This is a genomic window from Buttiauxella sp. JUb87 (assembly GCF_004361975.1).
GTDB lineage: Bacteria > Pseudomonadota > Gammaproteobacteria > Enterobacterales > Enterobacteriaceae > Buttiauxella > Buttiauxella ferragutiae.
In genome coordinates this window covers 218,534-244,081 of sequence record NZ_SNVY01000004.1, presented here as the reverse complement: position 1 = coordinate 244,081, position 25,548 = coordinate 218,534, and the positions used below count along the sequence as shown (strand labels likewise).

Annotated in this window: 21 protein-coding genes and 1 pseudogene; 8 read left to right on the top strand and 14 right to left on the bottom strand. The window is 52.2% G+C overall.

Features of this window, described 5'->3' with window-relative positions; all coding sequences use genetic code 11:
• Positions 1 to 93: 93 nt before the first annotated feature.
• Positions 94 to 1,014 (bottom strand): Kdo(2)-lipid IV(A) acyltransferase, encoded by a 921-nt coding sequence (locus tag EC843_RS17010; RefSeq protein WP_133522683.1) that lies wholly within the window; start codon positions 1,012 to 1,014, stop codon positions 94 to 96.
• Positions 1,015 to 1,243: 229 nt separating this feature from the next.
• Between EC843_RS17010 and EC843_RS17005 the strand changes: the two genes are divergently transcribed.
• Positions 1,244 to 2,293, top strand: a complete 1,050-nt coding sequence (locus EC843_RS17005; protein ID WP_064547915.1) for a rhodanese-related sulfurtransferase — start codon at positions 1,244 to 1,246, stop codon at positions 2,291 to 2,293.
• A 137-nt stretch (positions 2,294 to 2,430) separates the two neighbouring features.
• On the opposite strand, the gene solA is transcribed toward EC843_RS17005, so the two are convergent.
• From solA to mdtH, 7 genes are all read right to left on the bottom strand, one after another.
• Complete coding sequence (solA, locus tag EC843_RS17000; RefSeq protein WP_133522682.1) at positions 2,431 to 3,549, bottom strand: N-methyl-L-tryptophan oxidase; 1,119 nt, start codon at positions 3,547 to 3,549, stop codon at positions 2,431 to 2,433.
• 141 nt (positions 3,550 to 3,690) lie between these two features.
• Positions 3,691 to 3,945, bottom strand: a complete 255-nt coding sequence (bssS, locus tag EC843_RS16995; protein ID WP_064547911.1) for a biofilm formation regulator BssS — start codon at positions 3,943 to 3,945, stop codon at positions 3,691 to 3,693.
• A gap of 383 nt (positions 3,946 to 4,328) precedes the next feature.
• A complete protein-coding gene (gene dinI / locus EC843_RS16990) occupies positions 4,329 to 4,574 on the bottom strand; it encodes a DNA damage-inducible protein I (protein ID WP_064547909.1) in 246 nt (81 codons plus the stop codon).
• A gap of 73 nt (positions 4,575 to 4,647) precedes the next feature.
• Positions 4,648 to 5,694: a dihydroorotase gene (pyrC, locus tag EC843_RS16985; RefSeq protein ID WP_064547907.1), complete on the bottom strand. Its 1,047-nt coding sequence runs from the start codon at positions 5,692 to 5,694 to the stop codon at positions 4,648 to 4,650.
• Between the two features lie 134 nt (positions 5,695 to 5,828).
• Complete coding sequence (locus tag EC843_RS16980; protein ID WP_064547904.1) at positions 5,829 to 6,389, bottom strand: lipoprotein; 561 nt, start codon at positions 6,387 to 6,389, stop codon at positions 5,829 to 5,831.
• A gap of 195 nt (positions 6,390 to 6,584) precedes the next feature.
• Positions 6,585 to 7,232: a glutaredoxin 2 gene (grxB, locus tag EC843_RS16975; protein ID WP_064547902.1), complete on the bottom strand. Its 648-nt coding sequence runs from the start codon at positions 7,230 to 7,232 to the stop codon at positions 6,585 to 6,587.
• Positions 7,233 to 7,307: 75 nt separating this feature from the next.
• Positions 7,308 to 8,516 carry a multidrug efflux MFS transporter MdtH gene (gene mdtH / locus EC843_RS16970; RefSeq protein ID WP_121813895.1) on the bottom strand — a complete coding sequence of 403 codons (1,209 nt, stop codon included), beginning with the start codon at positions 8,514 to 8,516 and terminating at the stop codon, positions 7,308 to 7,310.
• 241 nt (positions 8,517 to 8,757) lie between these two features.
• On the opposite strand from mdtH, the gene rimJ reads away from it, so the two are divergent.
• The 5 genes from rimJ to EC843_RS16945 all read left to right on the top strand — a co-directional run bounded on the left by rimJ (position 8,758) and on the right by EC843_RS16945 (position 13,348).
• Complete coding sequence (rimJ, locus tag EC843_RS16965) at positions 8,758 to 9,342, top strand: ribosomal protein S5-alanine N-acetyltransferase (RefSeq protein WP_064547898.1); 585 nt, start codon at positions 8,758 to 8,760, stop codon at positions 9,340 to 9,342.
• 9 nt (positions 9,343 to 9,351) lie between these two features.
• Positions 9,352 to 10,002, top strand: coding sequence for a YceH family protein (locus EC843_RS16960; protein ID WP_064547896.1), 651 nt, complete (start codon positions 9,352 to 9,354; stop codon positions 10,000 to 10,002).
• Positions 10,003 to 10,005: 3 nt separating this feature from the next.
• A complete protein-coding gene (locus EC843_RS16955; RefSeq protein WP_133522681.1) occupies positions 10,006 to 10,929 on the top strand; it encodes a Gfo/Idh/MocA family oxidoreductase in 924 nt (307 codons plus the stop codon).
• Between the two features lie 311 nt (positions 10,930 to 11,240).
• A complete protein-coding gene (murJ, locus tag EC843_RS16950; RefSeq protein ID WP_064547892.1) occupies positions 11,241 to 12,776 on the top strand; it encodes a murein biosynthesis integral membrane protein MurJ in 1,536 nt (511 codons plus the stop codon).
• Positions 12,777 to 12,859: 83 nt separating this feature from the next.
• Positions 12,860 to 13,348: a cold shock domain-containing protein gene (locus tag EC843_RS16945; protein WP_074388587.1), complete on the top strand. Its 489-nt coding sequence runs from the start codon at positions 12,860 to 12,862 to the stop codon at positions 13,346 to 13,348.
• 73 nt (positions 13,349 to 13,421) lie between these two features.
• Here the strand turns inward: EC843_RS16945 and EC843_RS16940 are convergent.
• Positions 13,422 to 14,744, bottom strand: a pseudogene (locus tag EC843_RS16940) (nucleobase:cation symporter-2 family protein); the annotation flags it as partial.
• Between the two features lie 391 nt (positions 14,745 to 15,135).
• Here EC843_RS16940 and EC843_RS16935 point away from each other — a divergent pair.
• Both EC843_RS16935 and EC843_RS16930 read left to right on the top strand, forming a co-directional pair.
• Entirely contained in the window at positions 15,136 to 17,097 is a 1,962-nt protein-coding gene (locus EC843_RS16935) for an FAD-dependent oxidoreductase (RefSeq protein WP_133522679.1), read from the top strand.
• Positions 17,094 to 17,576 carry a 4Fe-4S dicluster domain-containing protein gene (locus EC843_RS16930; protein WP_133522678.1) on the top strand — a complete coding sequence of 161 codons (483 nt, stop codon included), beginning with the start codon at positions 17,094 to 17,096 and terminating at the stop codon, positions 17,574 to 17,576. The genes EC843_RS16935 and EC843_RS16930 overlap by 4 nt, the downstream gene beginning before the upstream one ends.
• Before the next feature lie 39 nt (positions 17,577 to 17,615).
• Here the strand turns inward: EC843_RS16930 and EC843_RS16925 are convergent, their stop codons facing one another.
• The 5 genes from EC843_RS16925 to ygfM form a co-directional block, all read right to left on the bottom strand.
• Positions 17,616 to 18,983: an NCS2 family permease gene (locus EC843_RS16925; protein WP_133522677.1), complete on the bottom strand. Its 1,368-nt coding sequence runs from the start codon at positions 18,981 to 18,983 to the stop codon at positions 17,616 to 17,618.
• A 44-nt stretch (positions 18,984 to 19,027) separates the two neighbouring features.
• On the bottom strand, positions 19,028 to 20,344 hold the full coding sequence (gene guaD / locus EC843_RS16920) for a guanine deaminase (RefSeq protein ID WP_133522676.1): 1,317 nt from the start codon (positions 20,342 to 20,344) through the stop codon (positions 19,028 to 19,030).
• Between the two features lie 27 nt (positions 20,345 to 20,371).
• Complete coding sequence (locus EC843_RS16915) at positions 20,372 to 21,766, bottom strand: nucleobase:cation symporter-2 family protein (RefSeq protein WP_133522675.1); 1,395 nt, start codon at positions 21,764 to 21,766, stop codon at positions 20,372 to 20,374.
• A 125-nt stretch (positions 21,767 to 21,891) separates the two neighbouring features.
• Entirely contained in the window at positions 21,892 to 24,762 is a 2,871-nt protein-coding gene (locus tag EC843_RS16910; protein WP_133522674.1) for a molybdopterin-dependent oxidoreductase Mo/Fe-S-binding subunit, read from the bottom strand.
• On the bottom strand, positions 24,759 to 25,538 hold the full coding sequence (gene ygfM, locus EC843_RS16905) for a molybdopterin-dependent oxidoreductase FAD-binding subunit (RefSeq protein WP_064547876.1): 780 nt from the start codon (positions 25,536 to 25,538) through the stop codon (positions 24,759 to 24,761). The genes EC843_RS16910 and ygfM overlap by 4 nt, the downstream gene beginning before the upstream one ends.
• Positions 25,539 to 25,548 lie beyond the last annotated feature (10 nt).

Sequence of the window (25,548 nt, the reverse complement as noted above, 5' to 3'; positions counted from 1 at the left end):
CTAATTATGCGCTTGTTGGCGGGGAGGGGCAATGTTTCTGAAACACAATTTTAGAATGAAAAAAGGTGGCAAAATGCCACCGATTTACAGAAGTTAATAACGCGCAGGAACCCCTTCTGGACGCGTTTTAAAGCGGCGGTGCAGCCACATGTATTGCTCCGGGGCCATCAAAATGCACTGCTCGATGATTTTATTCATCCAGATCGCCGTACTTTCAGGGGTTTCCAGCGGTGGTGAAAACTCTGCGGGTAGAATCAGCAACTCGTAACCTTTACCGTCCGGCTTGCGGCGCGGCACCATTGGTACGATTGCCGCACCTGACATACGTGCAAGAGTGTATGTTCCTGCGGTGGTGGCGGCTTCGTCAACGCCAAAAAATGGCACGAAAACGCTACCACGCGGGCCGTAGTCGTGGTCCGGTGCGTACCAGATGATTTCACCCTGTTTCAGTGCACGAATCATGCCTTTAAGGTCTTTACGGTCGATCATGCTTTTATTGGCGCGCATACGGCCCCAGGTTTGCAGCCAGTCGAGCAGGGGGTTGTCATTCGGGCGGTAAACGCCGATACCGGGCGTGTTCATACCGAACATGCGCGCGCCTAATTCCAGCGTCAGGAAATGAATTCCAATAAGCAACACGCCCCGTTTGGCTTCCTGCACCGCGTGAATATGCTCGACACCAGAAACATCACACCAGCGTCGAATACGCCAGGTGGGCCAAAACCATGCCATGCCGGTTTCCATCAGGCCGAGGCCAACGGATTCGAAGTTTTTCTCGAGATAATACTCACGTTCTTCCGCGGTTTTGTGGGGAAAGGCGAGTTCAAGATTGCGGCGGGTAATAGTGACGCGGTGCTTCATAAACCGCATAGCAAGTTGGCCAAGCCCACGCCCGACTCGATAAATCACCGGATAGGGGAGCAGGGTAACTAAGTAAAGTAAGCCAATACCAAACCAGGTTCCCCAATAGCGGGGATGAAGTAATGCGCGCGAGAATTGCGGTAAGTTCGTCATGTAAAACCTATTGTGACGGCAAATGCCGGATCTTCTTGAGTCAGACTATTGTGACATTAATTGAGGGTCTGCCAAAATTAACAGCAGCAGAGTGTTTGATATTCAAACGATTGTTGCGTTTTGTACGGATAGATAACGGAAATGTAGCGCAAAATGCGGGGATGTAAATTAACGATAATTGCTATATGATGCAGCCCACTTTTTTATCAACGATAGCCGAGCGAACACCATGCCAGTGTTACACAACCGCATATCGAATGATGAACTGCGTGTGCGCATGTTGGCTGAAACTGAGCCTCGCACTACCATCTCATTCTATAAGTATTTCACCATTGAAGACCCTCAAACGACGCGCGATGCGCTTTACCAGGCGTTTACATCGCTAAATGTATTTGGTCGCGTTTATCTCGCTCATGAAGGGATTAACGCGCAAATCAGCGTGCCAAACAGCCGTGTGGATGGATTCCGCGAAACACTTTACGCTTTCCATCCTGCACTTAACGGTGTGCGACTCAACGTTGCCCTCGAAGACGATGGCAAATCGTTTTGGGTATTACGCATGAAGGTCCGCGACCGCATTGTCGCCGATGGGATTGATGACCCGTCATTTGATGCCAGCCAGGTCGGTGCTTATCTCAAAGCCGCAGACGTGAATGCGATGCTCGACGACCCGGAAGCGGTGTTTATCGACATGCGCAACCATTACGAATATGAAGTGGGTCATTTCCAGGATGCACTGGAGATCCCGGCGGACACTTTCCGTGAGCAGTTACCGAAAGCGGTCGACATGTTGCAGGAAGACAAAGACAAAAAAATCGTCATGTACTGTACTGGCGGCATCCGTTGTGAGAAAGCCAGTGCCTGGATGTTGCACAATGGTTTCAAGAACGTCTACCACATTGAAGGCGGGATTATCGAATACGCAAGACGTGCGCGTGAACAAGGGATTCCGGTGCGTTTTGTCGGTAAGAACTTTGTCTTTGATGAGCGTATGGGCGAACGTATTTCTGATGATGTGATTGCCCATTGCCATCAGTGCGGCACATCTTGCGACAGCCATACCAACTGCAAAAATGACGGCTGCCACTTGCTGTTTATTCAGTGCCCGAGTTGCGCTGAGAAGTTTGCTGGCTGCTGTAGCGACATTTGCCGTGATGAACTGGCTCTGTCACCGGAAGAACAGCGCCGTCGTCGTGCCGGGCGGGAAAACGGCAATAAGATTTTCAACAAATCCCGTGGCGTTCTCAACACTACGTTAGGGATCCCGGATCCTAAGTAAAAGCAAAGGGGGGAAACCTCTTTCACAGGTCGGATAAGCGCAGCGCCATCCGACGTTTTCATCTGTGAATACAGGCGAAAATGGTGGATGGCGCGTGCCGCTTATCCACCCTACAACATTTTATTCCGCCTCGATCGCTACTTAAAACGCGCAAGCGAGAACGGTGTCAGGTCGAAAGTTGACTCTTTGCCCAGAGCGAACTGGCAGGCAATTTCCCCCAGCACTGAAGCGAATTTAAATCCGTGTCCGCTCAAGCCGGTAATCACCAGCGTGTTGTCATGACCCGGCAGGGTATCAATAATAAAATCTTCATCCGGTGACATATCGTAGGTGCAGGCCGCGCCGTGCATACACACGCCCACACCTGGCATTATCTGGCGCAAGAAGCTAAATACTTCACTTCCATCCGTGGCGATTGCACCAAACGGTTTGCGCTGACCGGGTTCACTAATCACCTGACCACCATCATGTTTGCCCAGCTTGAGCTCGTTATCCTCGCCCGCGGGGAAACCGTAATACTGGCTACCATCAGGTAGTTCGGCGGTAAAAGCAGGGAAGTGGTTTTTTTCACTGTAGCGGCCATCGGCCTGATGCCAGCTAAAGATTTTGCGCACTGGCGTGACGGGCAGTTCCGGTAGCAATTTAGTGACCCATGTTCCTGCACTGACTAACAATTTACTCGCGGTGAATTCACCTTCTGGCGTACCGACAACCACCCCTTCAGCGGTATGACGAATATCAGTCACCGGGCAATTGAACAGTTGAGCGCAACCGCCCTGATTGGCCAGTCGAATATAGGTCTCCACCGCCAGCTCGCTGCGAAGCACACCGGAGTCTGGCTCAAACAAACCAACATAGTTTTCTGGAACGGTTATCTGCGGCCAGCGCGCCATGACTGCTTCAGCACTCAGCGTTTCAAGCGGCAGCGACCAGTTTTGCGCACTGCGTTGCACGGTTGAGATAAACGTTGAATCTGCCGGACCGAGATTAATCACGCCGGTACGGTGAAACACTTTCTCGCCGCTTATTTCCTGTAACGCATCCCAGAGTGCCTGCGCACGCAATACCAGCGGGACATATTTTTCCCCTTCGCCGTAGGCGTGACGCATCAGGCGTGTATCGCCATGATGGCTGCCTTGTTGGTGAGGGGGATGGCAACTATCGATCATCAGCACATTCAAGCCGGAGTGAGTGGCATAGCACCCGGCTGCTGCGCCGACAGAACCGCTACCGACGATGATAAGGTCATAATGCATGGTGCTTTTCTCTTCTCTTTGGCAAAAATGAATTATATAGCAGGGTAATTAATTCTCCGTCGCCTGGCAATTGAGCGAAAGAGGAATAATAAAAAAGGCACCTCTACGGTGCCTTGTGCGTTATTTGGGCAGCATCAATAATCAATGCTTACGATAATCGCTTACCTGGTAATCACTGGATTCAATCTTAGCAATGCCGGCTTCAAGAATAGAAATAAATTGCCGGGCAACATCCGTGGTCAGCCATAAAGTTTGACCGATTTCAGTTTCGTCGTGCTTTTGCGTATTTGAGGTCAGGTAGTGCAGGCGAAGCATCAGCGCGTCGTAACTATCTACGGTGCTGATGTCCCATCCAACAAGGGGATGGGTTTGGATAACATCACTATTTTTTTCCATCATAACCCCTTTTATACGTGTGTTTAAGACAACGGTTCGCGAGGTTTAATGCTTGTTTCTTGTTTCTTGTTTCTTGTTTCTTGTTTCTTTTTAAATGTGAAGCCAGTTAAGTATATCAATGATTAAGCTATTTCGACGGATAAATAAATACCCCGCAACACTTTTTTTACATAAAGGTGCTTAGTTGCTCAATAAAACCGCAGGTTGTGCTTGATGAATATCAGAAGATTCTAAGTAATCAGTGTCAGGAGGGAATTATTTGCAGTGTGATTTTTAAACGATAAAAAAAACCGGATGGCGACACCCGGCATAAAAATAACGAGGGAAACTTATATTTGAAATAAGCAGCGGCTCAAGCAGCCTGCCACCTTCCATGATGAGTTTTAATCCGCAGAAAACCAGTCGTCAGCGCTTTCCCAGGTCTCTTGCAATATTTCGCTAATACGATCGCGATCTTCTTTGCTGGCCCCTAACACCGAAAGGTTATTAGCAGCAGCGTAACGCACCTGAACGTGATTTGAGTCTTCAGGATAGTGTTGAGTAATTCGGCGTGAGAGTTCAGTAGCAAGCGCATCAATAGCGCCTGGCGGCAGAGATGTAGTTTTAGCAATAGTGACTTCAATACGCATAACAGCCCCCTGTATAATATACTGGATATTTATACAGTCATATTCTGGGTTATGCAACAGGGGGCATGAAAAATTATGCTTTTACTGACCAGGCCACTTGCTCACCGGCGAGGAACGGCACAATGCTGTCATCGGACGTTTCGATGAGTTCCGGCATGTGCACTGGAGTACGCACCAGTTCAATGGATTCTTCATTCACAGGCAGGCCGTAGAAACGTGGGCCATTCAGTGAAGTGAAGGCTTCAAAGTGCTGCAACGCATTCAACTCTTCAAACACCGTCGCGTAAGCGCCAAGAGCAGAAGGCGCGTTAAAGCAACCTGCGCAACCACAACTGGCCTCTTTACGATGACGCGCATGAGGCGCGGAATCTGTACCGAGGAATACGCGGTCACATCCGCTGGCAACCAGCTCACGCAACGCTTCCTGATGAATGCTGCGTTTCAGAATTGGCAGGCAATACAGGTGAGGGCGCACACCACCGACCAGCATATGGTTACGGTTAAACATCAGGTGTTGCGGGGTAATGGTTGCCGCCAGCAGGGAGTTTCCTTCCTTCACATACTGCGCCGCATCTTTGGTAGTGATGTGTTCAAACACCACTTTCAGTTCCGGGAATTGTTGGCGCAAAGGTTCCATAACGGTTTCGATAAAGCGCGCTTCACGGTCAAAAATATCAATATCAGCGTGAGTCACTTCGCCGTGGATAAGCAGCGGCATGCCAATTTTCTGCATGCGCTCAAGCACCGTTTTAATCGCGGCAGTGCTGGTAACACCGTGGCTTGAGTTGGTGGTCGCATTGGCTGGGTAGAGTTTTGCTGCGGTAAACACGCCTTCGTTAAACCCGCGCTCAACTTCATTCGGGTCAAGAGAATCGGTCAGGTAGCAGGTCATCAGCGGTTCAAATTTATGGCCTTGCGGTACAGCATCAAGAATACGCTGGCGATAAGCAATGGCGGCTTCAACCGTTGTCACTGGGGGAACCAGGTTTGGCATCACAATCGCGCGACCATAAGTTTCGCTGGTATAAGGCACCACCGTTTTTAACATTTCACCGTCACGTAGGTGAACATGCCAGTCATCAGGGCGGCGAATTTTTAATACCTGGGGTAATACGGTCATGAAATTGCTCCGGCGTAGGAAGGAAAAAACGATGATTTGTGCCGGAGAGCAAGGATAAGCGCAAACGTTTCGCTTTGCACCATTTTCATCGAGATTTTGTCGGGGGAATGTTGCCCCCGACCAGGAAAAACGGGTTAATCAGTAAATGGGATAATGAGTTGGCCCGGTTTAACCTCAAGTCCCTTGGCGTATCTTTTCGCCAGGTTCTCACCAGTACTGCGGTCTTCGCCCAGCACATAAGCCGGTTGTTGATTGAAGTAATTACGCAATGACTGATTCAGATAAGGAATCAGGGTCTGGACAATGGTCTGCATTTTTTCAGGTTCGACCGTCGCGTTTACCACTTCCATTTCTTGCAAATAAATCGCGCCTTGTTCTTTATTGAACACCGGCAATGCTTTGAGTTTGAGCTTGATAGTGGCTTTTTGATTACCAAACAGCGACGACATATCCAGATTGGCATCGCCAGTCAACGTCACTTTATTCGGCTCTTCACGGCCAATCGCACTGCTTAAATTGGTTAAAACAATATGGGCATCGGCAACGCCTGGCAGGCCAATATCTTTAGAGAAGTTATTACGTTTATGCAGCGCCTGGTTTATTTCCTGTTCGCTGACCGTGTATTGCGTTAACTGATTGCAACCCACCACTAACCCGCTGAGCATTAGCGCTGCGGCGAAAACAATCTTTTTCATGGAATTCCTTAACATGCTGCATAGAACACAGATCCTGACATAAAGCATTATGATGTCCCAGGGCGGGCTACGCCACCGGAAAAAACCGAAATAGCCGTCATACTTCGAGCGACATCAGAGTTGGCTGCGTTTACTCACCCCAGTCACATACTTGAGTAAGCTCCTGGGGCTGGTAACTCGAATTAATAAGTGTATTTAAACCGCGTGGGACGACAGCAGATTAATTTGTGTCTGTTTAGCCATATTATCGCGATACGCCGCAACACGGCTTGGCCACTCAATACCCGCGACCAGAGTCAGGTTACGCAGCAGTGGGAACAGATGAATATCGTCGTCAGACAGCTCACCGTTTACCGCATTCGGCTGCACAATCAGCTTATCGAGCTTGCGTAAATCATCAGAGATTTTTTTGATTAGCCCTGGCGAATGGTGAAGGAGGTCGGCAAACGAGCCGATCATCGCTTCCTTTTTGTTGACGAAATAAGCACGTGCTTGTGGCGTGGCAAACTCATCAAAAGGTGCTTTCGCCATGCGCGGAATCAACAACTGCTGCACATAGCTATTCACGTGGCGTAACCAGTCGCTAATTGCGGCGTTGGTTGCGCCAGTCAGAAGCGGTTCGCCATCCAGTTTATCGACGTAATGCACGATATCCATGCTTTCTGGCATATAGCGGCTATCGTCTTTTTGCAGGATCGGCGCCATCTTCTTACCAATCATTTTGGTCGGAGTGGCTTCATCGTCATTGAGCAGGACTTTCAACTCAATGGGGATGTTCTTTAAACCAAAAATCATGCGTGCCTTAAGGCAGAAAGGGCAGTGATCGTAGATATAAAGCTTCACGTTTCTCCTCCATATTTATCAGCGAACCAGGTTGGTTAACTATTGAGTATGGGGGAGAAAAGTGAGTGCCGCAAACTAGTTACCGGGTTCGAGCATCGAGGGTTCAATAGGTTTCGTGCTGAATTGCCACCACAGCGCGATAAGCGTGATGAAGCCAATAATCCCTAACATTACCCACGGAAGCGATGGCTGGTTGATACTTTTCCCGGCATCAAACAACCAGCCGCCACCGGCGTAACCAAATGCCCCACCAATGGCCAGACCCAGACGGCTAAAACCCATGTAACTGCCGCGAGCACGGGAATCAGCAAGGGATGCACTCAGCGTTTCCCTGGCCGGTTCAGCAATGATTGAACCGACATAAAACACACAAATTAGCGTGAACAGTTGCTGAAGATTATTGGCAAGGCCAATCGGCAGCATGGCCAGCGACATTAAGAATAAACCTGCCATCAGGCGCTGCTCCAGACGGAAGCGTTTTTCGCTCCAGCGCGCAATCGGGTACAGCAGCGTTAACGAGAGTGCGGCTTCAATGGCATACATCCACTTCACGGCGGCAGGTGTGCCGGCAATTTCGTTGACCATAATCGGCAGCATCAACATCACCTGCACCGCCAGCATGTAATATCCGGCCAGCGTTAACACATAAGTGATGAAGCGTTTATCGCGCAGCACGCGTCCCATCCCTTCAAGCATCGGCGTGCGGATGGTGGAAAGTTTATAGGCAGGTAGCAACCAGGCGTTGACGAAAGCGCAAATCACAAACATCACCGCGCCAACAGCACACACCAGGCGGAAATCATATTGCAGCAGCCAACTCCCGAGTAGCGCACCAATAACCGCCCCCGCGCTGTCTTGCATCATCAGAATTGAGAAGAAACGCCCTCGTTGATGTGGGCGTACGAGTTTAACCACCAGCGCGGCACGCGGCGGGTCGAATAACGTGCCGCCGATAGCGGAAATAAAACACGATAGCCACAACACCCAGGGTTCATGGGCGATACCCATCAGCGCAAAACCGACGGCTCGCAGCAGCATGCCGGTGACAATCATCGGTTTAGCGCCCAGCCGGTCAGCGATGGCGCCACCGAAAATCCCCAGCCCTTGCTGGGTGAGCTGACGCAGGCCGAGCGCAATACCGACCATTAGCGCTGCCCAACCCATTTGGTCAACGAAGCGAATGGAAATAAGAGGGAAAACCACGAAGAAGCCTAATACCACTAACATGTTATCGAGCAATAAGAAGTATTTACCCAGGCTCCTGGCCTGCGCTACCCGTGACATCTCCCCTCCTGGGAATATTAAAAGTGTGATGAACTTCTATTCTCTACTGCTATTTGAGTTTTTGACAGCCAGGCATATGACAATATTTTTTCATCAATCTGAGGCTTCGATTGAACTCTTTAATCGAAAAAGTTTGCGCAGGTGAAAAATCTGCATGCTGTTGTTTTCCTTCCGCAGCCAGCCGCAGGTATAGTAAATACGTTGCCTAAGAAAATATGGGATGTGAGGAGCAGGGGTGAACATGTTTGGCTACCGCAGTAACGTGCCGAAAGTACGCTTATCAACCGACCGCCAGGTGGTGCGTCTGGTGTATGAGCGAGATGCCTGGCGTCTGGCAGATTATTACGCCGAAAACCGTCAGTTCCTGAAACCCTGGGAACCGATTCGAGATGACAGCCACTGCTTTCCTTCTGGCTGGCAAGCACGTCTGGGCATGATCAGCGAAATGCATAAACAGGGTAGCGCCTATTACTTTGCGCTGCTCGACCCTGACGAGAAAGAGATTCGCGGCGTCGCCAATTTTTCAAATGTGGTGCGCGGCTCATTTCATGCCTGTTATCTGGGGTACTCGTTGGGTGAAAAATGGCAGGGGCAAGGTCTGATGTTTGAAGCGCTGACCACCGCGATTCGTTACATGCAGCGCAGCCAGCATATCCACCGCATCATGGCGAACTACATGCCGCATAACCAGCGCAGCGGCGATCTCCTCGCCCGCCTTGGTTTTGAAAAAGAAGGCTATGCCAAAGAATATTTATTGATTGATGGTGTCTGGCGCGATCATGTTTTGACTGCGCTCACCACCAAAGAATGGACCCCTGGCCGTTAAGGACGAGAAATGAAATATCAGTTAACTGCGGTTGAAGCGCGTGTGGTGGGTAGCCTGCTGGAAAAACAGGTGACCACGCCTGAACAATATCCGATGTCCGTCAACGGCGTCGTGACGGCGTGTAATCAGAAAACCAACCGCGAACCGGTGATGGATCTGAAAGAACATGATGTGCAAGAAACGCTGGATACTCTGGTCAAGCGCCACTTTTTGCGCACTCTTAGCGGTTTCGGTAATCGCGTGACGAAGTACGAGCAGCGCTTCTGCAATTCCGAATTTGGCAATCTGAAACTCTCGGCGGCGGAAGTGGCGGTCGTCACCAACTTGTTGTTACGTGGCGCCCAGACACCGGGTGAATTACGTTCTCGCGCCGCGCGTATGTTTGAATTCAGCGATATGGCGCAAGTTGAAGCGACGCTTGAAAACCTTGCCAACCGTGAAGATGGCCCATTTGTGGTGCGTTTGCCACGTGAACCGGGCAAACGTGAAAGCCGCTATATGCACTTGTTCTGTGGCGAAGTTGATTCATCACCAGCCAACCTCGCCGAAAGTGCGACGGCACCAACGGATGATTTAACTGCCCGCGTGGAACAACTTGAAAGCGAAGTCGCTGAACTCAAGCAACGTCTTGACTCGCTGTTGGCACATCTTGGGGATTAATTGATGACTAAACTTCGCGTCGGCGTGGTGGGTTTGGGCGGCATCGCGCAAAAGGCGTGGTTGCCAGTATTAGGAGCCTCTAATGACTGGATTGTGCAAGGTGCTTTTTCCCCAACCCGCGCCAAAGCCCAACCGGTTTGCGATGCCTACCGTATCCCTTATGTTTCATCTATTGCCGAACTAGCAGCGCAGTGCGATGCGGTCTTTGTCCACAGCGCCACCGGCAGCCACTACGCGGTAGTCAGCGAACTGTTACAGGCTGGCGTCAATGTCTGTGTGGATAAACCACTGGCAGAAAATCTTGCTGATGCGGAGCGTTTAGTGGAACTGGCACAGCAGAAAAAACGCACCTTGATGGTCGGTTTTAACCGCCGTTTTTCTCCGCTGTATCGTGACCTGAAAACGAAACTGGCGAACGGCGCCTCGTTGCGGATGGACAAACATCGCACTGACAGCGTCGGGCCAAATGACCTGCGCTTTACCTTGCTTGATGATTATCTGCATGTTGTTGATACCGCGTTGTGGTTGGGGGGGGGCGAAGCACAGTTACAAAGCGGAACATTGCTGACCAACGATCACGGCCACATGCTGTTTGCTGAGCACCACTTTGCCAGTGGCAACCTGCAAATCACCACCAGTATGCACCGCCGTGCCGGTAGCCAACGCGAGTCGGTACAAGCGGTGACAGATGGCGGCTTATATGATGTGACCGATATGCGCGAATGGCGTGAAGAGTGCGGCAATGGGGTGGTCAATCGTCCCATTCCCGGCTGGCAAACCACGCTCGAACAACGCGGTTTTGTCGGTTGTGCCCGTCATTTCCTCGATTGTGTGGCAAATCAGACAGTTCCTGAAACTGCAGGCGAGCAAGCATTGATAGCCCAGCGTGTGGTTGAGAAACTGTGGCGCGATGCCATGAGTGAATAACACGGTAGTATTTCGTCTGTGTATAGGTAGACTAGCGGGGCTTTCGTAGGTCGGATTAGCGTAGCGACATCCGACATGAATTGGACGTCATTGCTGTTATCCCAACGCCTGCCTTGCAGGCGTTGATGTTTGATGACAAACCTCATTCTTTCGCAAAGCGAACATATGTCACCAAATAAATAAACAAGGAAAATCGATTTATTGATTTTCGGCTGATAACCACAAAGAAGGAAAAACCACGCTTTTTCCTTTTTTGTTTACGCGCTGAGCGCCTGCCTTGCAGGCGTTGATGTTTGTGGAACCACATAATAATGAATCTATTAAAATCGCTGGCAGCCGTCAGCTCGATGACCATGTTTTCTCGCGTGCTCGGATTTGCGCGCGACGCCATTGTGGCAAGGGTTTTTGGGGCAGGGATGGCGACGGATGCCTTTTTCGTGGCATTCAAACTTCCCAACTTGTTGCGTCGTATTTTTGCCGAAGGGGCATTTTCGCAGGCGTTTGTGCCGATTCTTGCCGAGTACAAAAGTAAGCAGGGCGAAGATGCCACCCGCGTGTTTGTCTCGTATGTTTCCGGGCTACTCACGCTGGCACTGGCGGTAGTCACCGTTATCGGCATGATAGCGGCACCGTGGGTGATTATGGTCACCGCGCCTGGCTTTGCCGATACCGCAGATAAATTCAACCTGACTTCCAGCCTGTTGCGGATAACCTTCCCGTATATTTTCCTGATCTCGCTGGCTTCGTTATGCGGGGCGATTCTTAATACCTGGAACCGTTTCTCCGTTCCTGCTTTTGCGCCGACCTTCCTGAACCTCAGCATGATTGGCTTTGCGCTGTTTGCGGCACCGTACTTTAACCCACCGATTCTGGCGCTGGCCTGGGCGGTGACCGTGGGCGGCGTGTTGCAACTGGCGTATCAGTTACCGCATCTGAAAAAGATTGGCATGCTGGTTTTGCCGCGCGTCAATCTGAAAGATGCCGGTGCGATGCGCGTTATCAAACAGATGGGACCGGCAATTCTCGGTGTTTCCGTTAGCCAGATTTCTTTGATTATCAACACCATTTTCGCCTCGTTCCTCGCCTCAGGCTCGGTTTCCTGGATGTACTACGCTGACCGTTTAATGGAATTTCCATCCGGCGTGTTAGGCGTGGCGCTAGGCACTATTTTGCTGCCTTCGCTGGCGAAGAGCTTTGCCAGTGGCAACCATGACGAATACTCGCGCCTGATGGACTGGGGGTTGCGTTTATGTTTTCTGCTGGCGTTGCCAAGCGCGGTGGCACTGGGGATTCTGGCAAAACCGCTCACCGTTTCACTGTTCCAGTACGGTAAATTCACCGCTTTTGATGCCGCGATGACGCAACGTGCGCTGGTGGCCTATTCCGTCGGTTTGATGGGGCTGATTGTGGTGAAAGTGCTGGCTCCGGGTTTCTATTCGCGCCAGGACATCAAGACACCGGTCAAAATTGCCATCGTCACACTGATTCTGACTCAGGTGATGAACCTCGCGTTTATCGGCCCGCTCAAACACGCCGGGCTGTCGTTGTCGATTGGTCTGGGGGCTTGCCTGAATGCCAGCCTGCTATACTGGCAACTGCGTAAACAGGATATTTTCCAGCCTCAGCCGGGCTGGTGGGCGTTCTTGTGGCGTTTGTTTGCCGGTGTGGTTGTGATGGCGGCGGTGTTGTTCGGCATGATGCACGTGATGCCAGCCTGGGATCTTGGCTCCATGCCTTACCGCTTGCTGCGCCTGATGGCTGTAGTGGTTGCCGGGATTGCGGCGTATTTCGCAACACTGATGGTGCTGGGCTTCAGGGTGAAGGACTTTGCCCGCCGCACCATTTAGCAAACAGACTAGGTACCAGGCGCGTTCTGCATTAAACTGCGCGCTGCAAAAATTTGACATATTGAACGATTAATTAGGCGGTAATAGCGATGCACGGAGTAATCACAACCTGGTTTGAAGATAAAGGTTTCGGTTTTATCAAAGATGAAAACGGTGACAATCGTTATTTTCATGTGATTAAGGTCGCCAACCCTGAGCTGATTAAGAAAGATGCCTCGGTGACTTTTGAGCCAACCACCAACAACAAAGGCTTATCAGCTTTTTCGGTGAAAGTTGAGCCAGACAGCAAATACATCTTTATTGCTGGCGAGCGCATCAAAATCACGGCGATTAAATCCTTCCTGGTTTACAGCGAAGAAGTGCCAGCCGAAACCAAGATTGATAAAGAGAACGCGGTGCTGTCTGTTGGCGCGCTGATGAACAGCATTCGCCCGAAAGCAGAACCTAAGCCGGGCGAAATGCGTACGCTGAAGAAACTGGCGGTGACCACCTTCCAGGGCTCAACATTAATCTTCTCCGAAGATGAAATTGATGTTGAAGCCACCATGAAGATCCTCCAGGGTCTGAAGTAAGTCATGCTGTAGCGCTCAACTCTGAGCGCTACAAGCTTCCTGCCTGTTAAGCCTGTGACTTTTCCGCTTTTGGGTAGCCATTAAAAAAGAGATTCAAAATCACCGCGCAGGCGGTTGCCAGCATGATCCCGCTGTGTAGCAAAGGCTGTAAGGCTGCCGGAAATTGTGCGAAGAAGCCGTGAGAAAGCGTGGGTGTCATCCCCATCCCTAAGCTGATGGCGACGATATAAAGGTTGTAACGATTGGTTGAGTAGTTGGCGCGAGCCAGAATACGAATCCCTGTTGCCAACACCATCCCGAACATCACCAACCCCGCACCACCTAAGACAAATTGTGGAATTGACGCCACAAACACGGCCATTTTCGGCACCATGCCAAACAAGATCAAAATACAACCCGCAGCCACGCACACCCAACGGCTATGGATCCGCGTTACGCTCACCAGACCGACGTTCTGCGAAAACGAAGTATGCGGGAAGCTGTTAAACAGACCACCAATCACCGTCCCCACGCCATCAACCCGTAAACCACGGATAATATCTTTTTCGGTTAATTTATGGCCGACAATATCGCCGAGCGCCAGAAACATCCCCATCGACTCAATAAAGACAATAATCAGCACCGCGGTCAGCGTCAGGATGGCAACGGGATCGAACGTCGGGGTACCCAGCGCCATTGGCGTCACGATGGCGAACCATTTTGCATCAGCCAGCCCGGACAAATTAACTTCGCCCATCATGTAAGCCAACGCAAAACCAAAAGCGATACCCAGCAGCACCGCGACATTTGATAAAAAGCCTGTGGCATAACGGGTAATCAGCAAGATAAACAGCAACACGGCTGAGGCGACGCAGATATAAACGGGGTCGCCGTAATTCGGGTTGCCCGCACCACCTGCCGCCCAGTCGATACCGACCTGGATAATACTCAGCCCAATCGAGGTAATCACAATCCCGGTGACCAGCGGGGGGAACAGCGGCATTAACCTGCCCACTACCGGCGCCAGCAGGGTGGTAATCAACCCGGCGGCGATGGTCGCGCCAAAAATACCGGTCAGGCCAATCTCGGGATTAGAGCCAATGGCCACCATTGGCGTGACCGCCGCAAAGGTCACCGACATAATCACCGGTAAGCGAATCCCCATAAATTTACCGACCCCCAGACACTGAATCAGCGTGACGACGCCACAACAGAACAGATCGGCGCTAATCAATAAAGAGATGACTTCTTTGCTTAACCCTAAACGGTCACCAATCATCAGTGGTACGGCTACGGCCCCGGCATACATCACCAGCACATGCTGAAGGCCGAGGATCAATAATTGCCCTGGCGGCAGTATTCGGTCGACTTCATTTGGCGTGGTCGCGGGTGAAATTTCAGAGGCACTATTGTCCATATCTATCTCCTTTAATGGCGGCGGTATTGGCAATCCTGTTTTTCCAAAAAATGAGTTCAGGGAATGCATGCGTAACTGATGCCAGTTCCATGCATTGCGCTAAATTGATTGAAGAAGTGTGAAAAACATCACGTAACTGATTGTATTGACAGCGAAGGGGAAAATATTTTGTCTGGGGAGTTTTATCAGTTTGAGGTTTATCTTCTCAGTTTGATAAGCCCACTCTCACTTTTGAGCGGCGGCGAGCAGGCCGGAACTTTGCATAACCTCAATTTTGGGCAACATTCTTTGCAGTGGCTCACAAATTTAGATTTAGTCTGCTTACGCTGAACAAATTGTCCCTGTTTTTGCATTGCTGCAAGTGAGTTCTGGCTTTCAAAAAGGGATGCGAATGAATAAATTTATCGCTGTAGATGCGCAAGAATGCATCGATTGTCACGTCTGCGAAATTGCCTGCGCAGTGGCTCACAATCGACAGAGTTGGCCAGAGTCTATTGCCGCTTTTCATCCACGCATTGAAGTTATTTCCCACCAGCAAAACCATGTCACGGTCACCTGCCATCACTGTAACAATGCCCCTTGTGTCACCAGTTGTCCGGTGGGGGCATTAACCTACCGGAACGAGCAGGTTCACCTGAACGAAGCGCGCTGCATTGGCTGTAAAAACTGCGTGCTGGCCTGCCCATTTGGGGCGATAGAAATGGTGAATGCCGGCCAGGATGCTATCTGGCTGGCGCAAAAATGTGACCTCTGTGAACAGAGTGAAAGCGGTCACCCCGCCTGTGTGGCCCATTGCCCTGCGGATGCACTCAAACTAATGGATGACCGTGAGTTAAACGACTTACGCCTGCGGCGGCAGAAAATGGCGCTCAGTGGCGCGTCGGCTCCGGTTCGTCGCCAGAGTTTATTGGACAAACCCGCCCGCAATGGCGCTGAAAAACTCCCGGCGATACAACGCAAAATGCACTTCGAAGAGATTTATCAGGGCTTGTCCTCTTTGCATGCGGTTAATGAAAGCCAACGCTGCATCCATTGTGCGCAAAAAGCGCGCTGCAACTGGACTTGCCCGCTGCATAACGCTATTCCTGAACTGCTGCGTTTGGTTGCCGAAGGTAAGATTATTGAAGCGGCGGAATTAAGCCACCAAAGCAGTTCACTGCCTGAAATTTGTGGGCGAGTCTGCCCGCAAGAACGCTTGTGTGAAGGGGCTTGTACCTTAAAACCGCACAGCGGCGCGGTGGCTATCGGGAATATCGAACGTTACATCACGGACACCGCACTGGCTCAGGGCTGGTGGCCTAAAGTGTCGCCAGATATCGCAACACGCAAAGAGCGAGTGGCGGTTATTGGTGCCGGTCCGGCTGGATTAGGATGTGCAGATATTCTGGCGCGCCGTGGTATTCAGGTCGATGTCTATGACCGCTATCCTGAAATCGGCGGGCTGCTGACCTTCGGTATTCCTCCCTTCAAGCTTGATAAACAGTTGCTTGCCATGCGGCGCGAAATCTTCAATTCGATGGGCATCGAGTTTCATCTCAACTGCGAAATCGGGCGCGACATCGCCTTTAGCGAATTGCTGTCCAGCTATCAGGCGGTATTTCTGGGTGTTGGCACCTACGATTTAATGCGTGCCGGGCTGAAGCACGAAGACTCGCCGGGGGTCGTGCAGGCGCTACCATTACTGACCGCTAGTGCGCGCAGAGTGATGAACCTTGCTGATGATGCCGCCACGCCCTGGATTGAGCTAGCTGGGAAACACGTTGTGGTACTTGGCGGCGGTGATACGGCGATGGACTGCTTGCGCACCGCGATACGCCTGGGGGCGGCAAGCGTGACCTGTGCTTATCGTCGCGATGAAGCCAGCATGCCGGGTTCAAAGAAAGAAGTGGTGAATGCCAGGGAAGAGGGTGTGGAGTTCCTTTTCAATGCGCAGCCGCAATTCATTGAACGTAATGACAATGGCGCGGTGACAGGAATTGGCCTGATTCGCACGCTTTTGGGCGAACCTGGCAGCGATGGACGACGGCGTCCGCAGCCTGTCGTCGGCTCAGAGTTTGTACTGCCCGCCGATGTTCTGGTGATGGCCTTTGGTTTCCAGCCACATGCGATGCCGTGGCTGGAAACTCACCAGGTCACTTTCGACAAATACGGCCTGATTGAAACCGGTAAAGCGGGGCGCTTATCCACTCAAACGCAGCACCCGAAAATATTCGCGGGCGGTGATGCGGTTCATGGTGCTGATTTAGTGGTCACGGCAATGGTCGCCGGGCGGCAGGCGGCACGGGACATTCTGGTGATGTTGGGTGATTCATCCCCCATTCAGTGCTCACACAGTCAGGAGCCGTTGCGATGACACAGTTTATTCACGTTAACCCCGATCGCTGCATCGGGTGTCGCACTTGCGAAATTGCCTGTGGGCAGGCACACAGTGACAGCGATTTTCGCCCCAGGTTACAGGTGATGAAACTGCATTCATCCACTCAGCCCGTGATGTGCCATCAGTGTGAGAATGCCCCTTGCGTGGCGGTTTGCCCGGTGCGTGCGCTGGTGCAGGATGAGAGATGTGTGCAGCTCAACGAGTCGTTGTGTATTGGCTGTAAAAACTGTGTGATGGCTTGTCCCTTTGGCGTCATCGATATAGCTCTGACGCCTGAAAAAAACATCCAAATCGTGAAATGTGATCTTTGCCAGCAGGACCAAAGCGGCCCCGAATGTGTAAGGGTATGCCCGACCGCGGCGCTGGAGAAAAATGATAGTCATTCGGTGAAGCAACAAGCCACCCTACGCCGCCGCAGTGCGGCTTTGCAGAGTGTGTATTTCTCGTTGAAATAGCCAACAATACGGCCCGATTATCGGGCCGTATTGCTTACGTCAAATCGCCCAACCACCCGCGTAGAAAATGACCAATACCAGGGCAATCAGCACTGTGCCGATATTCAACCGACGCCAATCATTTGAGAACACACGCCCCACCACCAGTGTCACAAAACCCAGCATAATGCCGGTGACAATATTGCAGGTCAGCACGATAAATACCGCGCACACTAGGCCGGCCATCGTATCCACAAAGTCATCGAAATCGAGTTTTGCCACGTTGCTGAGCATCAATAACCCGACATACATCAGTGCTGGGGCGGTGGCATAACCGGGGATCAGGAAAGCCAGCGGCGACAGGAACAGCACCACTAAAAACAGTGCGCCGACCACCACTGCGGTTAAGCCCGTTTTCCCACCCGCCGCGGTTCCCGCTGCGGATTCGATATAAACCGCCGCAGGAGACGCACCGACCAGGCCGGATAAAATCGAACTCACCGAGTCGGCGGTTAACGCTTTGCCGCCATTGATAATTTGGTTGTTTTCATCCAGCAGATTCGCCTGGCCAGCAACGGCACGTATTGTCCCGGTGGCATCAAAAACTGCCGTCATTACCAGCGCCAGTACGCTTGGCAACACCATTGGCTGTAACGCGCCCATAATATCGAGGCTGAAAATAAGTGATTTGCCGTCTTCTCCGCTCAGACTCGGTAACGCCACCAGTCCGTGATACTGCACATTGGGGTCGAAAATCAGGCCGATAATCGAAATGGCAATAATGACCAGTAAAATCCCCCCAGGGACACGCAGTTTTTCCAGCCCCAAAATGACGGCTAAACCTAATAACGTCATGATGACAGGGAAGGTGGTGAAGCCACCGAGCGCTACCGGCAACCCTTCAATTGGGTTCTTGATAACCAGCCCCACGCCACTTGCGGCAATTAATAACAAAAACAGACCAATCCCGATGCCGGTACCGTGGGCGATCCCCATTGGCAAATTACGCAATATCCAGGTTCGCACGCCGGTTACCGAAATGGCGGTAAACAGCACCCCCATCAGGAACACCGCGCCTAAAGCCACGGGAATGCTGATGTGCTGCCCTAACACCAGGCTGAAGGCGGTAAAGGCAGTGAGTGAAATAGCACAGCCAATTGCCATCGGTAAATTGGCCCACAGCCCCATCAGTAATGAGCCGAAGCCCGCTATCAGACAGGTTGCAACAAAGACGGCACCGGGCGGAAATCCGGCTTTCCCTAACATACCTGGCACCACGATCACGGAGTAAACCATGGCTAAAAATGTGGTAATGCCAGCGAGGACTTCCTGGCGAACGCTGCTGCCGCGTTTCGTAATACTGAAATAGCGGTCGAGCGCCCCTTTTCCCTGCACTGTGGCAGGCACATGCGATGAATCGGTCGACATAATTCTGTCCTTATCAACGATGAAGTGACGGTTTTTCCTGTTTGCTATGTTCTTTCGTACACCAGTTGGCCATCGACGTAAGTGCGATAAATCGAGCGGTCATCGCCCAGCGTTATCATCACAAACAGCTTGTCCATCAGCGACACCGAATTGTCATAGCGCAGTTGTTGCAACGGCGTGGCGGTTGGCTCAAGAACCACAAAGTCAGCCTCTTTGCCGATGTCGAAATTGCCGATATAACTATCAAGTCCTAATGAGTGCGCCCCGCCCAGGGTGGCAAGATAGAAGGCTTCATAAGCCGACAGCCGGTAGCCCTGAAGCTGCATCACTTTGTAGGCTTCATTCAGGGTTTGCAGCATATTGAAGGTGGTGCCCGCGCCAATGTCGGTGCCAATCCCGACCTTGATTTTCTTGCGCCAGGCTTTTTGCAGATTGAATAAGCCGCTGCCGAGATAAAGATTGGATGTTGGGCAAAAGGCGATGGTGGAATCGGTGTGATGCAGGCAATCCCACTCGTCTTCCTCCAGATGAATACAGTGGGCAAAGACACTGTTTTTGCCGGTCAAACCGTAGTGATGGTAAACATCGAGATAGTTTTTGCGCTCCGGGAACAACTCTTTTACCCAGGCAATTTCTTCCTTGTTTTCGCACAAATGGGTGTGAACCCAGGTATCGGGATATTCCTGGCGCAGACGCTGCGCCATCGCCAGTTGTTCAGGCGTTGAGGTCGGTGCAAAACGTGGCGTGATGGCATACAGCAAGCGGCGGTTTTTGTGCCAGCGCTCAATTAGCGCCTTACTTTCCAGGTAGCTACTTTCTGCCGTATCCAGCAACCATTCAGGCGCATTGCGGTCCATCATCACTTTACCGGCAATCATGCGCATATTGATATTGCTCGCCGCTTCAAACAACGCGTTGGCCGATTCCGGGTGAACGGTGCCAAACACCAGCGCCGTGGTGGTGCCGTTGCGCAGCAACTGTTTAAGGAAAAACGAGGCCATTTCACGGGCATATTCGGGGTCTTTATAGCGCCGCTCGGTGGGGAAGGTGTGCTTGTTTAGCCACTCGAGCAACTGCTCGCCATATGCGCCCACCATTTCACTTTGTGGATAGTGAATATGGGTGTCGACAAAGCCAGGAACGATGAGCTTGCCGCGATAATCACGCACGCGGATAGCATCCGGTACCCGTGATTTCCCTTCTTCCCACGAGCCAAACCACACCACTTTACCTTCACTGATTAACAGCAATCCATCTTCAACAAAGCGCAACGCTGACTCGATTTCTTCAGGGTGCGAAATTACGCGTGTCACATCCAGGAAGTTCCCGCGCACGGCCTTCAGGTTTTGTACACCAGTCATGTTTTAATCCTCAGTGATTCACAGCACTCACTCCGGTTCTTCGGTCGCCACCGGGGTTGCACTGGTCTCTTTTTGTCTTAACGGGATAAGCAAATTCAGGATGATGGCCGTCAGGCCTCCGGCGCAGATGGGGTTCTCCACCAGCACGAATAACGAAGCGGGCAAAATGCGGAACACATCCGGATCGTATGAAACGCCAAGCCCCAGCCCTAGTGATGTGGCCACAATCAGGGTTTCACGCCGCCGTAGGCCGTTAGATATGATGATGCGAATCCCGGCAATGGCGATCATCGAGAACATCAGGGTCATTGCTCCGCCCAGTACCGGCGCGGGAATGGTGGTAAAGAAGCGCCCGATAACCGGGAAAAACCCGAGGAGGACAAGAATCACAGCGATAAGACGGCCAACATGGCGTGACGCCACCCCCGTCATCTGAATAACGCCGTTATTTTGCGAAAAGGTGGTCAGCGGCAGTGAACCGAGTGCCGAGGCGATAACCGACACCAAACCGTCGGCTAGCACGCCACCTTTCAGGCGCGACTGGTATTCATCACCTTCAATCGGCTGGTTTGACACCATGGCGGTGGCGGTAATCGAACCCACCGCTTCCAGCACACTGAGCAGATAAATGGTGCCGACCACCAGAAATTGAGTGATATCAAAGGTAAAACCGAACTTGAAGGGGACGGGCATGGTGATCAGCGGCAGATTACGCATACTGCTGAAATCCACCATTCCGAGGCACAGCGCGGTGAGATAGCCGACAATCAAACCCACGGCAATCCCGACCATGCGCAACAGCGGGCTGCGGCAACAGTTGAAGCCAATCACTACGACCAACACCAACAACCCGACACCAATGTTTTCATAGTTACCAAAGGTGCCGCTGTGTTTGGCCGAGAACCCGCCGCCAAAATCAATAATGCCGACTTTTATCAGGCTCAGGCCAATCATCAACACCACCACTCCGCTCACCGTCGGGGTGATGACGCGGCGCAACGCGGGCAGAATAAATGACGAACCGACCACCAGAAAAGCGCCGACAAAAGAAACCGCCATCATCGAAGAAAGGATCAGTTCTTCATGAAAACCGTCTTTCTTCATCGCACCGCCAAGGGCAATCATCACGGTTACAAAAGAAAAATTAACTGACTGAATCGATAACAAACCCGAACCAATCGGGCCATAACGATTGACCTGCAACCAGGTGCCAATACCTGAGGCGATCATTGCCATCGAAACCAGGTAAGTGGTGGTGGCGGTTGAGAGTTGCAGCGAAGTACCAACGATCAGCGCAGGCGTAACCATCGGCACAAAGATAGCTAACAGGTGGGTGATAGCGCCCACTAAAGACTGGTAAAACGGTGGTTTGTCTTCCAGGGCATAAACCAGTTCAGAATCGGCATTGCTGAAATCAGACATCTGGACACTCCTGTACCTACCAGTAATGGTGGATGTCGCTTGCGCTTATCCATCCTACAAAAGCCCGTCATCCACGATTTTCGTAGGCCGGATAAGCGCGAGCGCCACCCGACCCCATTACCGGTTTACAGTTTCCCTAAGGCATGGAGGATTTTCTCAGGGGTGAAATGCCACTCTCGCAGCCACACTTTGCAGGCATCGTGGATCGCTGTCGCAATAGCGGGAGCCGCGCCGTTGACGCCAATTTCTGAAATAGACTTGGCACCGTACGGCCCAACATGGTCCTCGCTGGGAACGAGAAATGCGCGGAAATCACGGGGAATATCGCCAATCATCGGCGCACCATAGGTACGCAGGTCGCGCGTCAGTGGGATGCCGTGTGCGTCATACTGAATTTCTTCAGTCAGGCTATGCCCGATGGCGCGCATCGATGCGCCATAGATTTGCCCCAATGCGAGGTCTGGGTTTATCGGCGTACCACAATCGAGCAGGGCGTAGAACTTGTTGAGCTTGATTTCGCCAGTACGCGTATTCACCGCCACTTCGGCAAAGTTTGCCCCAAACGGGAAGGCGAAATTCGGGGTGATATAACTGGCGGTGGCAACTAACGTCCCGAATCCGGTGCCGGTTTCGGCCTTGTGGGCAATTTGCGCAAAGCTCACTTCGCCTTGCTTGCCGCGCACAATACCTGGTGCGGCCAGTTGCACATCTTCCAGCGGTTCGCCGAGCATTTGCGCGCCGTGGAAGAGAATTTTATCGCGTAAATTCTCCGCGGCATTTTTCGCCGCGTTACCGGAGAAACAGGTGCCAGAGGAGGCGTAAGCGCCTTTGTCGAACAGCGCGTGGTCGGTGTCACCCGAAATCACGTGGATATCAGACAGCGGGCAGCACAGCACTTCAGCCGACAACTTCCCGACCACGGTATCAAGGCCAGTACCTATATCGGCACCACCGGAGTGGACGATAAACGTCCCGTCAGATTCCAGTTTGATCATGCAGTTGGCCTGGTCAATATCCGGGATTCCCGATTTCTGCATGATGATGGCGACGCCACGCCCGGTATGCCAGTCGCCCTCTACCGGTTTGGGTGCATCCCAGTCGATTAGCTGACGGCCTTTGCGCAATATCGGTTCTAACGCGCAACTGGCTGCGCCAGGAATTGAGGTGGGCATTTTCCCTTCGCCAATCGCCCCGAGGATTTTCAACTCCTGGCCTTCACGGACGCGGTTAATTTCCACCATATCTAACTGGTCGATACCCAGTTTTTCCGCCAGCTCAGCCATTGCCATGGTCAGCGCAAAGTTCCCTTTGGGTGCGCCGTAGCCCTGGTATGCGCCGGTTGGGCAGATATTGCTGTAGTAAGTGGTGACCTGGAAATCGACGTTATCGCAAGGATAAAGCGGCAGCGACAACGCAGGGCCATTACACGGCACCGTGAGGGCGTGGTTGCCATACGGGCCAGTATTGGCGCGGAAATCCATCTTGATGGCGGTCAGACGGCCATCTTTTTTGGCACCGATTTTTACCGTCACTTTGGCGACGTGGCGCGAGGTGTTAGCGATAAACTCCTCTTCGCGGGTGTAGTGGAAATAGACCGGGCGTCCGGTTACGCAGGTCGCCCAGGCGCAAACTTCTTCCAGCAAAATATCCTGCTTGGAACCAAAACCGCCGCCGACGCGCTCTTTGATGACATGGACTTTATGTTGTTTGAGCCCCACTAAACGCGCGACCTGGCGGCGCAAGTGCCACGGAACCTGGGTTGAAGCATGGATAACCAAACGGTCACCCACCCAGCGGGTGAAGCAAACGTGGGTTTCAGTCGGGCACTGTTGTACCTGTTTGGATTCGTAGGTGCGCTCGATAACCACTTCGGCGTCGGCAAAGCCTTTGTCTACGTCACCAATGCGCCCATGAATACCGGCGGCGATGTTTTTTTCCGGGCGAGCGCCAATCGGGAAATTGATAATCATGTGCTCGTCACGATCGGCAGCCTGGCTGTTTTGCGCTTCGAGGTCCGCTGGCGCACCGTTGACGTAAACCACTTTTTCGTCATGCACGCGTGGGGCATCAGCCGCCATCGCTTCGTCAATCGACAACACAGGTTTTAAAACCTGGTATTCAACCTCGATAAGCTTAAGTGCTGCCAGGGCAATCTCGGCACTTTCTGCGACCACCGCCGCAACGCGATCGCCGACGTGGCGCATTTTTAGGCCAAACATGCGGCGGTCAAGCGGCGAAGGTTCGGGCGCGCTTTGCCCGCCTGGAGTGTAATAAATATCCGGGCAGTTTTTATGCGTGATCACATGAACCACGCCGGGCAAGGCTTCCGCTTTGCTGACATCCAGACGGGTAATCAGCGCGTGCGGGTGCGGGCTGCGTAACATCTTCACCACACAGGCATCCGCAGGAACGCGGTCTTCGACATAACACGGTTTGGCCTGCACCATCATCGCCGCATCGGTTTTCGGATGACGCTTGCCGATAACCGCGAGGTCATGGCGAAAGGTTGGGGTGACGGTGGGCTGGTAAGTGGGGTCGGTCAGACGTGTTTTTGCCAGATCGACCACTTGATAAAACTGCTGGTAACCGGCATCACGGCTGAACAACCCTGACAATGCATCATCAATATCTTCGCGAGTCGGTGACGCAATTCGTTGCAGTAAATCGGTGAGAATCAGCGCGGCGGCAGGGTCGTTGTAGCCTGATTGCACTACGCCTGTATCGACCATCGCCTGTTGTACCAGGCTTAACTGGTTCCAACTGCCAAGTGATTCGGCGGTTTTTATCTCGCCGCCTTCAAGTTGCCCGGCAATCAGTAAAGAGGCGTTAACGATGATTCCGTTGCACCAAATGGCATCTGAACCGGCAAAACCAAAGCCGTCGTCGCTGTTGCGCACCGAGTGTAAACCCAGCCCGAACAACAGTTTTTGCACATTTTCCCCGGCCACGCAGTCAATTTCGCGGGGTGTTCCGTTCAGCGTAAAGTGAATCATCATTTTGTTACCTCATCTTGCTGCTGGCAGTCGGTCAGCAGGTCAGCGACCAGCACACCGGCAATATGGCGTTTAAACGCTTCGCTGCCCGATAAGTCTGCACGTGGATAAATTGCCGCACCCACCGCCTTTTCCAGTGCTTCGCCTTCTAGAGCCAGCGACTCTACGTCGCGCAAGCGCAGCGGTTTTTCCGCCACGCCATCCAGCGCGATACGGATCTCTTCGTTTTCGGTGATGGCAACGGCGGCGGTGACCACCGACCAACCGGCAGCGGAACGGCTGAATTTACGCGTCGCACAGCGGCGGTATGGGTCGTGAATAATCACTTCGACCAATAAGCGGTCGCCCGGAGCCTGCAAATACTCTTCCAGCGTTAAGGTTTCACCATCGGCAAACAGCAACACGGTTTCCAGCGCCAGTAAGATAGGAATGATCACCGATTCGGCCTGGCGGGCGGCAATTTCACCGCCCAAAGTTGCCTGGTTACGCACATGGCGTGAATAGACAAAACCCAGCGCATCGTTCAGGGCTTGCGGGATAAAAACGGTGTCGCGCAGTTTTTGCAAAGTGATCAGCGAACCAATGCGCAGCGTGCCGTTGTCCCAGTCCACTTCGTCGAGTGGCAAACCTTGCAAAGAAATCGCCACGCTGCATTCAGTGCGCGTTGGCGTGGCATTGAGTTTGCTGCCGCCCGCCATCCACACCGCGCTATCTTTGTAGTGTTCCTTCAGTTCCATCGCTTGCTCAATGGTCGTGACACGGAAAAATTGCTTAATCATATGTTCCTCT